The sequence below is a fragment of the Kineococcus vitellinus genome (genome assembly GCF_009906315.1).
GTDB classification, from domain to species: domain Bacteria; phylum Actinomycetota; class Actinomycetes; order Actinomycetales; family Kineococcaceae; genus Kineococcus; species Kineococcus vitellinus.
Genome location: NZ_JAAALL010000143.1, coordinates 1 through 11,128 on the forward strand (window position 1 = coordinate 1; position 11,128 = coordinate 11,128).

Consider the following 11,128-nt stretch of genomic DNA (forward strand, 5'->3'; position numbering starts at 1 on the left):
GGCGGGCAGGCCGCGGCGCACCAGCCGGGTCACCAGCAGCGTCCAGGCCCAGGCCAGGGCGCCGTAGACGAGGGCGAAGGCGGCCAGGCTGACGGCGACCTCGGCGAAGCTCAGGCCGGGGGAGACGCCGTCGGCGGTCTTGAAGAGGCCGAACACCAGCCACGGCTGGCGGGCGGTCTCGGTGAAGATCCAGCCGAAGGAGTTCGCGGCCAGCGGCAGCAGCGGCAGCACCGCGGCCGACCAGACGACGCTGCGGGCCAAGCGGGGGTCGATGGACAGCGGCCGGCTGCTGCGGGTCACCCACAGGTGCACCAGGGCCACGAGCACGGCGAGCATCCCGACGCCGATCATGAGGCGGAAGCTCCAGAACGCCACCGGGATCGAGGGGGTGTAGTCGCCGGGGCCGAACTGCGCGCTGTAGGCGTCCTGCAGGTCCTTCAGCCCCAGCACCTCGGCGCTGAAGGAGCCCTTGGCCAGGAAGGACAGGAACCCGGGCACCCCGAGGGAGAAGGTGGGGGCGTCGCTGCCCGGCGGGGCGTAGGAGAAGACCGAGAAGGGGGCGGCCGTCGTGCTGCGGTAGAGCCCCTCGGCGGCGGCCATCTTCATGGGCTGCACCTGCGTGATGACCTTGCCGAGCAGGTCGCCGCTGACCGCGACGAGCGCGCCGCCGGCCAGGGTGGCCCAGGCGCCGAAGCGGGAGAGGGTGCGGAAGGCCTGGAAGTCCGCCGAGCCCTCGGCGTGCCCGCCGCGCAGCAGGTGCCAGACGCCGACGGCCATGACGAGCGCGCCGCCGGCCATGACGGCGCCGGCGTAGGTGTGCGGGAAGGCCGCGAGGTTGACCTCGTTGGTGAGCAGCTCGACGAAGCTGCCGAGCTTCGCGCGGCCGGTCTGCGCGTCGATCGCGTACGCCACCGGGTTCTGCATGAAGGAGTTGGCGGCGAGGATGACGAAGGCGCTGATGGCGGTGCCGACGGCGACGACCCAGATGGTCGCCAGGTGCACCCGCTGCGGCAGCCGGTCGCGCCCGAACCACCACAGGCCGATGAAGGTGGCCTCCAGGAAGAAGGCGAGCATGCCCTCCACGGCGAGGGTGGGGCCGAAGACGTCGCCGTAGAAGCGGGCGAAGGCGCTCCAGGAGAGGCCGAACTGGAACTCCTGCACGAGGCCGGTGACGACGCCGACCGCGAAGGTGACCATGAGCAGCTTGCCGGTCAGCAGCGACAGGCGCCCGTAGCGCTCGGCCGCTGCGCCGTCCGGGTGGCGCCGGGCGGCGACCAGCGAGGCGGTCTGCAGCAGGGCGGTGAAGAGCGCGAGGCTGATCGAGAGCGGGACGAAGAGGTAGTGGTACAGCGTCGTCACGGCGAACTGCAGGCGGGTCAGCGCCTCGATGGTCACGGGGTCTCCCGGGAGAGCTGGGGCCTTCCACTACGTCTTGTCGTAGTACGACCCATCGTAGTACTCCCATCGGTAGTACGACGGGTCGCGTTCGGGAGTGTGGTTGACGTAACATCCGTTCGTGGCACTGGGAGAACTCGAACGCGACGTCATGGACCGGCTCTGGGCCGCCGGCACCCCGCTGACCGTCCGCGAGGTGCACGAGCAGCTGGCCGAGCACCGCAAGATCGCCTACACGACCGTCATGACGGTCCTGGACCGCCTCGCCAAGAAGCACGTCGTGCGCCAGGAGCGCGAGGGGCGCGCCTTCCGCTACAGCCCCGCCGCCAGCCGCGAGCAGATGGTCGCCGACCTCATGCTCGACGCCCTCGGCGGCGTGCCCACCGTCGACGACCGCCAGGCGGCCCTCGTGCACTTCATCGGCGGCGTCTCACCCGCCGAGGCCGCGGCGCTGCGCGAGGCCCTCGACGCCGTCGTGGCGCGGGAGCACCGCGGAGACACCGCCTCGGCGTCGTAACCGCCCCGCGTGACCGCCGTCTGGTTCGCAGCACTGGCGCTGCTCCTGGCGGGCCCCCTGCCGGCGCTGCTGGCGCGGGCCCGCTGGACCTGGCAGGTGCCGCGCGCCGCCCTGGTCCTGTGGCAGGCGATCGCGCTGGGCGCCGTCCTGGCCACCCTCGGCGCCGGGCTGGCCTCGCTGTCGCTGCTGTTCACCGAGGAACCCGGCTTCCCCTTCCTGGCCCGCCACGGCGTCGTCCAGACGACCCTCATCGGCCTCGGCTCCGCGCTGGTGGCCGTGGTCACCGTCCGCTTCTGGGTGGTCGCCACCCTCGTCGGCATCCGCACCCGGCGCCGCCGCAACCGGCACCGCGAGATGGTGGACCTGCTGCACCGCAAGGAGTCCACCGGCGAGGTCGACCAGGCGCTGCTGTCCCAGACGGGCGTGCGGGTGCTCACCGGACCCGGCCGGGTGGCCTACTGCGTGCCGGGCGTGCGCTCGCGCGTCGTCGTCTCCGACGCCGTCCTGCAGCAGCTGACCCCCGAGGAGGTCCGCGCGGTCCTGGCCCACGAGCGGGCCCACCTGCGCGCCCGCCACGACCTCGTCCTCGAGGGCTTCACGGCGCTGCACGCCGCCTTCCCGCGCTTCGTCTCCAGCCAGGCCGCCCTCGACAGCGTGCGGCTGCTGGTGGAGATGCTCGCCGACGACTCCGCGCGCCGGCGCACCGGCTCCGCGCCGCTGGCCCGCGCCCTCGTCGCGCTCGCCGGCCAGCCCGACGCCTCCGCCGAGATGCCCGTCGGCTCCGGCGCCCTGGCCCGGGTGCGCCGGCTCTCCGAGAGCCCCCCGCCGCGCGGGCTCTCGCTGGCCGCCTACGTCGCCGCCGCGCTCGTGCTGGGCGGCCCGACCCTGGCCGTCGCCGTGCCCTGGCTGGAGGCCAGCTACCGCGCCCTGACCGACTGAGGGGCGCACCGGGGCACGGAGCCCCGCACGGGCACGGACCCGTCCACGAGCACGGCCCCTCCGGTCGTGATCTTCCTCCAGGCGCTGGGCGCCTGGCTCCAGGTGCACCGCGGAAGATCACGACCGGAGGGGCCGCGGGTCACTGCTGGCGCAGGTAGACCTCCAGCTGGGCCACGCCGGAGCGCGGGGAGGTCGCGTTGACCGCGCGCCAGAAGTCGCGCTTGGCCGAGCCCTCGAAGACGCCGGGGCTCGCCGCGTCCAGCTGCGCGTTGACCCGGCGGGCCAGCGCCGTGCCGGCCCCGGGGTCGCTGGCGGTGCCGAAGGTCAGCACGAACGCCGCGCGCCGGCCCTGGGCGGCCAGGTCGCCGACCGCGGCCGCGACCGCCCGGCGCACGGCCTCGTCGTCGGCGCCGTCGACCGGCACCTGCAGCAGGACGGGGGCCTGGGCGACGCCGTCGGGCGCCGGGACCGGCACCGAGGGGGCGGTGACCGTCACCGTGGGCGCCGGCGTCGGGGCCGGTTCCGGGGTCTGCACGGGCGCCGGGGCGAGGGTCGCCGCGACGGCCTGGCGGTCCACCCGCGCGTCGTCGGCGCCCGCGTGCACGGCACCGCCGGCCGCCAGGCCGATGATCGTCAGCGCCAGCAGCGCGTCGGCGAAGACCCAGCCGGCCAGGCCGACCGCGGCCGCCTCGCGCGGCGCCCCGCGCCGGGCGCGCCTCACGAGCCCGCCCGGGCGTAGCGGCGGGCGGCCAGCGTCTGCAGGGTGCGCGGCGGCATCACGACGAACTGCTCCTCGGGCTCGGCCTCGGGGGCGCGCTCGGGGGCGCGCTCGGCGTGGCGCTCGGCGTGGCGCTCCTCGGCCCAGCGCTCGCGCTCGGCGGCCGCGGCGCGCTCGCGCCGCTCGGCCGGGTGCTCGGCGGGGCGCTGCAGCGGGCGCTCGGTGCGCTGCACCGGGCGCTCCACGCGCTCGGCAGGTCGCTCGGCGGGGCGCTCGGGTCGCTCGACGGGGCGCTCGGCGCGCTGCAGCGGGCGCTCGGGGCGCCGCTCGGGGGCGGGCGCGGCGGCCGGCGCCGGGCGCTGCTGGCGGGCGGTGACGGCCGCCAGGCGCTGCGGCAGCTGGTCGACCTGCTGGGAGACCTGGGCCAGGACGTCGGTGAGCCCGGCGCCCACGGTGTGGGTCAGGTCGGCCTGCAGCTGCCGGCTGGCGTCGCGGTAGGCGCGGTTGACCTGGCGCACGTGGTCCTCCTGCGCCATCGACAGCGTCTGCGCGACGGTCGCGGAGACCTCCTCGCGCAGGCTCTCGCCGACGCTGGCCAGCGCGCGGGCGGTCGCGTCGGCGTGCTGGTGCTGGACCTCGTCCATCCAGCGCGGCACCGCGCGCATGTCGCGGGCGGCCTCCACGAGGCGGTCCTCGATGCCGCGCCAGGAGGTCATGACCTCGTTCTGGGTCTGCAGCAGGTCCGCCAGGCGCTCCTCGTGGCGGGCGCGGCGCCCGGCGGCCTCGGCGGTCTCGGCCAGGGTGCGGCTGGCGGTGGCCAGGGCGTCCTCGGCGGCGGCGGAGGTGCGCTCGACGTCGCGGCGCAGGGTCTCCATGGTGTGCGCGGCCTGCTCGGCGGAGGCGGAGACGTGCTCGCTGAAGGCCTCCCCGGTCATGCGGGTGACCTCCTGCACGCTCTGCACGACGGTGCTGTGCATCGTCTCCACCGACTCCTTGGCGGTGGTGGACAGCGCCGCGACGTGGCCGGTGACCTTCTCGCCGAAGTCGGCGCTGTGGCGGGTCATGGCCTCGGCGGAGGCGGTGAGCCCGGCCATCGACTCCGCGGTGCTGGTGGACAGCAGCTCGATGGAGGCGCTGACGCCCTCGACGGCCGACAGCACGCGGTCGCGGCCCTGCAGGCCCTCGCGCAGCGCCTCGGCGCTGGCCTCGCGCACCTGCGCCAGGGCGGAGGTGAGGCTGCTGGTGGACTCCGCCAGCGCGCGGGTGTGCTGCTCGCGGTCGGCGGCGATGAGCTCGCCGTGGCGGGTGACGGCCTCGGTGACCGCGCCCTGCAGCTCGGTGGCCGCCCGGGCGACGTCCGCGCCGCCGCTGTTGGCGGCGTTGGCGGCGACGATCGCCTGCTCGCTGGAGGTGCGCACGGTGGCCACCAGGGCGCTGGTGTCGGCGTGCAGGCGGATCGTCTCGGCCACCAGGCGGCCCAGCTCGGTCAGCCCGCGCTCGAAGTGCGCACCCAGCTGCTCGGCGGCGTTGCTGCGGTGCGGGGCCATCGCCAGCGTGGCCCGCGCGGCGAAGGCGCGCAGGCGCTGGCGGTGGGCGGTGTCGGCGGCCAGCGCCGCAGCCTCGTCGGCGCGCTGGCGGCGGTCGGTGGCCACGGTCACGGCGATGGCCGCGGCGATGAGCAGCACCGCCAGCTCCGCGACCCGGTCCAGGGAGAAGTGCGTGCGGTCGCCGAAGCCGTCCAGCCACAGCTGCAGGAAGGACTGCCCGTCGGCGGCCTCGCCCGCGGCGCTCATCTGCCCGTAGGCGCGGCCGGCGAACAGCAGGCCGACCCAGGTGACCATGACGGGGGCGAAGACGAGGACCGTGCGCAGCGCGCCCGAGCGCAGCACGCTGCGGCGCTGCACCAGGGGAGCGGTGGCGTCCTCGACGTCGAGCACCTCGAACAGGTCGCTGTCGGCCCAGCGGCCCAGCTGCTCGCCGGTGCCCAGCGCGGTGGCGAAGGCGCCGAGGGTCTGCGCGCGGTGCGCCGCGGGCTCCTCGGCGGCCAGCGCCGCGGCCTCGGCGGCCAGCGCCGCCAGCTCCCCGTCCGCGCCCGGGGCGGCGGTGGCGCGCGTGGCGCCGGTGACGGCCGTGGCGTCGGTGGTCTGCGCGACGGCGGTGGCCGCTGCTCCCGGGGTGCTCTCGTCCGGAGAAGTCATGTGCGTCGGGGTCCTGTCCTCAGACGGTGCTGACGGTCGGCTGACGGGTGGTGCTGAGGTTCGCTGGCTCCATGCTCGGCACGAGCGGCCGCCGACTTGAACGCCGCAGCGTGCCCGCGCTGGGCCGGCCGGGCGGGTCGCGGTTCACCCGTGCGGGTGCCGGCGGGCACCGGGGGTGAGGTCCGGGCGGTGCCGGAGGTCCTCCCGACGGCCGATCCAGCACCCGGTCCCTCTAGAAGACGGGCGGGGTGCGGCTGGGCCGGCCGCCACCACGCTGCGTGGCCGCGGCCAGGGACGTTGCGCCGAACGGGTGGTCCGGCCGCCCCGCACGGCCGATCGGCGCCGGGGCGCACCGCCGGGGCCTCAAGAGGTCGCGGTGGTGGGCCGAAGGAGTGGGGGTGCCGGGCGGACCATGAGGTCCGCGCCGGCGGGAGAGACGAACCTACGGAAGGTGGCCCGTGTCCGACCTCACCAGCGTCGCGCTGCACACCGCGTTGAACGGCTTGCAGGCGCGCCAGCGGGCCATCGCCGACAACATCTCGAACATCAACACCCCGAAGTACCTGGCGAACAAGGTCTCCTTCGAGGCCGAGCTGAAGGACGCCATCGCCTCCGGCGACGTCGGCGCCGCGGCGACCGCCGGGGCCGTGACCCGCAAGTCGCTGGAGCCCACCCGCGAGGACGGCAACAACGTCAACCTCGACGAGGAGACGATCTCCAACATCTCCACGGGGCTCAGCTACCAGACGGCGCTGTCCGCGCTGAACAGCAAGTACACGTTGCTGCGCACCGCGATGAGCACGTCGTGACGGCCCGGCCCACGACGACCGGACCCGCGACCGTCCCGACCCCCTGACTCCCGGAGCAACGACCATGAGCATCTTCGACGCGATCGGCATCGCCGGCACCGGCGTCACCGTGAACCGCAAGTGGATGGACGCCGTCAGCGACAACCTGGCCAACATCAACACCGCCAAGCGCACCGACGAGGACGCCTTCGCCGCCCGCTACGTGGTCGCGACGGAGGCCGCCGACGGCAAGGGCACCCAGGTCGCCGGGATCGTCACCGGCAGCACCGAGGGCCGCATGGTCTACGAGCCGGAGCACCCGCTGGCCGACGAGCAGGGCTACGTCAAGTACCCCGACATCGACATGAGCACCCAGATGACGAGCCTCATGATGGCGCAGCGCGCCTACCAGGCGAACCTGACGGTCGTCGACCGGGCCAAGGACGCCTACCAGGCCGCGCTGCAGCTCGGGAAGGGCTGAGCGCCGTGAGCATCGAATCGATCGGCGGCGTCGGCGACGTCGCGAGCAGCCTGGGCACGCTGGCCACCGGCTTCGGCCAGGGCATCGGCGACGTGGACAACGCGCAGATGACCCGGGGGATCGGCGCCGCCACCGGCACCACCGCCAACGGCACGGTCGCGGCCTCCCCGGTCCTCGGCGTCCAGGGCGCCGCGGGCACCGCGGGCACCGCCTCGGTCGCCGGCACGGGCGGCGACTTCGCCTCCCTGCTGGCCGGCGGCATCGACAGGTTGCAGGGCGTGCAGTCCACCGCCGACGACCTCGCGCTGCGGGCCGCCACCGGTGACCTGACCAACGTCCACGACTACATGATCGCCAGCAACGAGGCCCAGCTGGCCACCCAGCTCACCGTCGCCATCCGCAACAAGGCCGTCGACGCCTTCAACGAGATCATGAGGATGCAGGTCTGATGGCCAAGGCCAAGGGAACCGCGGCGATCGTCGAGAACGCCAGGAACTTCGTCACGGGGTTCAAGAACTTCTCGGCCGGTCAGAAGGCCGTCGTCATCGCGGTCGTCGTCGCCCTGCTGGGCGGAGCGATCGTGTTCTCGCGGTGGGCGTCCACGCCGACGTACACCCCGATGTTCACCAACCTCTCCGGCGCCGACGCGTCGGCGATGGTGGAGAAGCTGAAGGCCGACGGCGTCCCCTACGAGCTGACCGAGAACGGCACGACCATCTCGGTTCCGCAGGACCGCGTCTACGACGAGCGGCTGGCGATGTCCGGTGCGGGCCTGCCCTCGGACTCCGAGTCCGGGTACGCCCTGCTCGACGAGCAGGGCGTCACGACCTCCGAGTTCGTGCAGCAGAAGACGTACCAGCGGGCGCTGCAGGACGAGCTCGAGAACACGATCAAGTCCATCAAGGGCGTCGACACGGCCGTCGTCAACCTGGCGATCCCGACCAAGGACGTCTTCCTCGACGAGCAGGACCCGACCACCGCCTCGGTGCTGGTCGGCCTCAAGCCCGGTGCGGAGCTGTCCGGCGACCAGGTCACCAGCGTCGTCAACCTCGTCGCCGGCGGCGTCGAGGGCATGGACCCCAAGAACGTCTCGGTCGTCGACGACGAGGGCAACACGCTGTCCTCGGACGCCTCCGGCAGCTCCGCGCAGCAGGAGAAGACCAGCGACTACAACACCGCCGCCGGCAGCAACCTGCAGGCGATGCTGGAGAGCGTCTACGGCGAGGGCAACGTCAAGGCCACCGTCAACGCGACGCTGAACTTCGACGACGTCACCACGACCTCGACGCAGTACACCCAGCCGGAGAAGATCGACCCGCTCGCCAGCTCCACCAGCAAGGAGACCTACGAGGGCTCCGGCGCGGGAGCGGCGGCCACCGGCGTCCTGGGCCCGGACAACATCCAGGTGCCCGGCGGGACCACCACCGAGGGCGGCGGCTACGCCAAGGAGTCCTCGACGCTCAACAACTCGATCAACCGCACCGACCAGACGACCAAGCAGGCGCCCGGCAAGGTGGAGCGCCAGTCCGTCGCGGTCGTCGTCGACGCCGCCGCGGCCGGTGCCGCCGACGTCAACCAGATCACCCAGATCGTCACCCAGGCCGCCGGGATCGACGCCGGCCGCGGTGACACCGTCTCGGTCGTCAAGACGGCCTTCGACGCCAGCGCCGCCGAGGAGGCCGCCGCCGCCCTGGCGGAGGCCGAGGAGGCCGAGGAGCAGTCCACGCTCATCGGCTACGCCAAGACCGCGGCCCTGGGCCTGCTCGTCCTGATCATGCTCGTCGTCATCCTGCTGGCCTTCCGCCGGCGCAAGGTGGAGACGGTCGACGTCCTGGACGTCGACCCCCTCCAGCTCGGCGACATCACCGCCGACGACGAGCAGCTCAAGGAACTGCCCCCGGTGGTCGAACGTCCAGTGGCGCTCGAAGCGGCGCCGGTCGACCCGGCCCTGGAGGCGGCGGCCGCCCGCCGCACCGAGGTCGTCGAACTCGTGTCCCGCCAGCCCGAGGAAGTCGCGGAACTGCTCCGCGGCTGGCTCGCCGATCGGAGGTCCTGACCCGTGACGTCCACCGAGCTCGAGGTCGCGCCCCTCACCGGGGCCCAGAAGGCCGCCGTCCTGCTCGTGCAGGTCGGGCAGGAGAACGCCGCCAAGGTGCTCTCCCACCTGCGGCCGGCGGAGATCGAGGAGCTGACCGCGGAGATCCTGCGGCTGCGCTCGGTCTCCCCGGAGATCGCCGGCGTCGTGCTGGAGGAGTTCCACAGCATGATCGCCTCGCCGCTGCGCGGCGGGCTCGGTGGGCTGGACTTCGCGCAGTCGCTGCTGGAGGGCGCCCTGGGCGCCGACGGCGCCGCCGAGGTCCTGGGCCGGGTGGCCGAGGCCGCGGTCGTGCAGCCCTTCCAGTTCCTGCACCAGGCCGACCCCCAGCAGATCCTCACCTTCCTCACCGGTGAGCACCCGCAGACCATCGCCCTGGTCGTGGCGCACCTGCGCCCCGACCAGGCGTCGATGATCCTGGGCGGCCTGAGCACCGAGATGCAGGCCGACATCGCCTACCGCATCGCCACGATGGAGGCGACGAGCTCGGAGTACGTCCGCCTCGTCGAGGACGTCGTCCAGCGCCGCACCTCCACGGTGCTGCAGGCCAAGCAGAACACCGCCGTCGGCGGTGTCGCGCCCCTGGTCGACATCATCAACCGCGCCGACCGCGGCACCGAGCGCAGCATCCTCGAGGGCCTCACGGCCAAGGACGCCCCGCTGGCCGAGGAGATCCGCGCCCTCATGTTCGTCTTCGAGGACATCACCACCCTCGACGACCGCGCGATCCAGCTCGTCCTGCGCGGTGTGGAGACGGCCGACCTGGCCACGGCCCTCAAGGGCGTCAAGGACTCGGTGCGCGACAAGATCCTGCGCAACGTCTCCGAGCGCGCCCGCGAGAACCTCATCGACGAGATCGAGCTGCTCGGCCCGGTCCGCATGTCGGCGGTGGAGGAGTCGCAGCAGAAGGTCGTCCAGGTCATCCGCCAGCTGGAGGAGTCCGGCCAGATCGTGCTGACGCGCGGCGGTGACGATGACTTCGTCGCGTAGCGCCTTCACGCCGGGCGACACCCGGCCCTCCCGCGAGCCGCGGGTGTTCGTCGCGGCGCCGGCGTCCTCCTCGGGCGCCGCGCCGCGGCCCTTCACCGGCATGGACCTCTCCCGGCGCGAGGACACCGAGGAGGTCCGCCGCCTCCGCGACGCGGCCCGCACCGAGGGCTACGCCGCCGGCTGGGCGCAGGGCATGCGCCAGGCCGCCCAGCAGGCCGCCGTCGAGCTGGAGGCCCAGCGCGAGGCCGCCCACGAGGCGGCCCGCCGCGACCGCGAGGAGCGCCGCGCGGCCCGCAACCGCGCCGAGGAGGCGCTCGTGGCGGCCGCCGACGCGCTGCGCGCCGAGCGCGAGCCCAGCATCGGCGCGCTCGCCGACAGCGTGCTGGCGCTCGCCCTCGACCTCGCCGGCGCCGTGCTGGACCGCGAGGTCGCGCTCATGGCCTCCCCCGTGGGGGAGGCCGTGCGCCGCGCCCTGCGCCCTCTGGAGGGCGACAAGCCGGTCACGGTGCGTGTGCACCCGGACGACCTGAGCACCCTCGTGGGTGACGGCCTCAAGGGTCGGCACGCCTCGTCCGATGCAGAGCTGGTGAGCTACCAGCCGGACCCGACCCTCTCCCCGGGCGACGCGGTCGCCCGCCAGGGCGACACCGAGGTCGACGCGGGCCTGCGCGCCAGCGTCGCGCGGGCCCTGGAGGCCCTCGTCGGAGGCGAGGGCGCGAGCGGAGCGCTCGCGTGAGCGCCTTCGGCACCACCCTCGTCTCCGACCGCCTCGCCGCCGGCGTGCGCGAGCTGCTCGCCCCGCAGGTCGCGCGCGCCGTCGACGCCGCGCGGCCGCTGGTCAGCGGCCGCGTGCGCGGCATCGTCGGCCTGTCGGTGGAGGTCAGCGGCCTGGAGGCCGCCGTGGGGGAGACCCTGCTGCTGGGCGAGGGCGCCTCCCGCATCCCCGCCGAGGTCGTCGCCGCGGAGGGCTCGCGGCTGCGCTGCCTGCCGCTGGGCCACCTGACCGG

At 74.3% G+C, this 11,128-nt stretch carries 11 protein-coding genes and 1 pseudogene; 9 read left to right on the plus strand and 3 right to left on the minus strand.

Going from position 1 to position 11,128, the window contains the following annotated elements:
- Positions 1–1,395 (minus strand): cytochrome ubiquinol oxidase subunit I (locus GTQ99_RS13375; RefSeq protein WP_166616232.1); only part of this gene is annotated, 1,395 nt, incomplete at its 3' end.
- A gap of 121 nt (positions 1,396–1,516) precedes the next feature.
- On the opposite strand from GTQ99_RS13375, the gene GTQ99_RS13380 reads away from it, so the two are divergent.
- Positions 1,517–1,912 carry a BlaI/MecI/CopY family transcriptional regulator gene (locus GTQ99_RS13380; protein WP_166616233.1) on the plus strand — a complete coding sequence of 132 codons (396 nt, stop codon included), beginning with the start codon at positions 1,517–1,519 and terminating at the stop codon, positions 1,910–1,912.
- A 9-nt stretch (positions 1,913–1,921) separates the two neighbouring features.
- Positions 1,922–2,851, plus strand: coding sequence for a M48 family metalloprotease (locus GTQ99_RS26930; protein WP_166616234.1), 930 nt, complete (start codon positions 1,922–1,924; stop codon positions 2,849–2,851).
- A 139-nt stretch (positions 2,852–2,990) separates the two neighbouring features.
- Here the strand turns inward: GTQ99_RS26930 and GTQ99_RS13390 are convergent, their stop codons facing one another.
- A complete protein-coding gene (locus GTQ99_RS13390) occupies positions 2,991–3,572 on the minus strand; it encodes a hypothetical protein (RefSeq protein ID WP_166616235.1) in 582 nt (193 codons plus the stop codon).
- A complete protein-coding gene (locus GTQ99_RS13395; RefSeq protein ID WP_166616236.1) occupies positions 3,569–5,767 on the minus strand; it encodes a hypothetical protein in 2,199 nt (732 codons plus the stop codon). Before GTQ99_RS13395 ends, GTQ99_RS13390 begins: the two co-directional genes overlap by 4 nt.
- Before the next feature lie 458 nt (positions 5,768–6,225).
- Here GTQ99_RS13395 and flgB point away from each other — a divergent pair, with 458 nt between their 5' ends.
- The 7 genes and pseudogenes from flgB to GTQ99_RS13430 all read left to right on the plus strand — a co-directional run.
- Positions 6,226–6,576: a flagellar basal body rod protein FlgB gene (gene flgB, locus GTQ99_RS13400; protein ID WP_166616237.1), complete on the plus strand. Its 351-nt coding sequence runs from the start codon at positions 6,226–6,228 to the stop codon at positions 6,574–6,576.
- Between the two features lie 64 nt (positions 6,577–6,640).
- The gene (flgC, locus tag GTQ99_RS13405; RefSeq protein ID WP_166616238.1) at positions 6,641–7,036 is read left to right on the plus strand and encodes a flagellar basal body rod protein FlgC; all 396 of its coding nucleotides are present in this window, start codon (positions 6,641–6,643) and stop codon (positions 7,034–7,036) included.
- Positions 7,037–7,143: 107 nt separating this feature from the next.
- The gene (fliE, locus tag GTQ99_RS13410; protein ID WP_166616242.1) at positions 7,144–7,485 is read left to right on the plus strand and encodes a flagellar hook-basal body complex protein FliE; all 342 of its coding nucleotides are present in this window, start codon (positions 7,144–7,146) and stop codon (positions 7,483–7,485) included.
- Positions 7,485–9,092, plus strand: coding sequence for a flagellar basal-body MS-ring/collar protein FliF (fliF, locus tag GTQ99_RS13415; protein WP_166616239.1), 1,608 nt, complete (start codon positions 7,485–7,487; stop codon positions 9,090–9,092). Before fliE ends, fliF begins: the two co-directional genes overlap by 1 nt.
- A 3-nt stretch (positions 9,093–9,095) precedes the next feature.
- Positions 9,096–10,121: a flagellar motor switch protein FliG gene (fliG, locus tag GTQ99_RS13420; protein WP_166616240.1), complete on the plus strand. Its 1,026-nt coding sequence runs from the start codon at positions 9,096–9,098 to the stop codon at positions 10,119–10,121.
- On the plus strand, positions 10,105–10,857 hold the full coding sequence (locus GTQ99_RS13425; RefSeq protein WP_166616241.1) for a FliH/SctL family protein: 753 nt from the start codon (positions 10,105–10,107) through the stop codon (positions 10,855–10,857). The genes fliG and GTQ99_RS13425 overlap by 17 nt, the downstream gene beginning before the upstream one ends.
- A pseudogene (locus GTQ99_RS13430) lies at positions 10,854–11,128 on the plus strand (EscN/YscN/HrcN family type III secretion system ATPase); the annotation flags it as partial. The gene GTQ99_RS13425 and the pseudogene GTQ99_RS13430, both read left to right, overlap by 4 nt.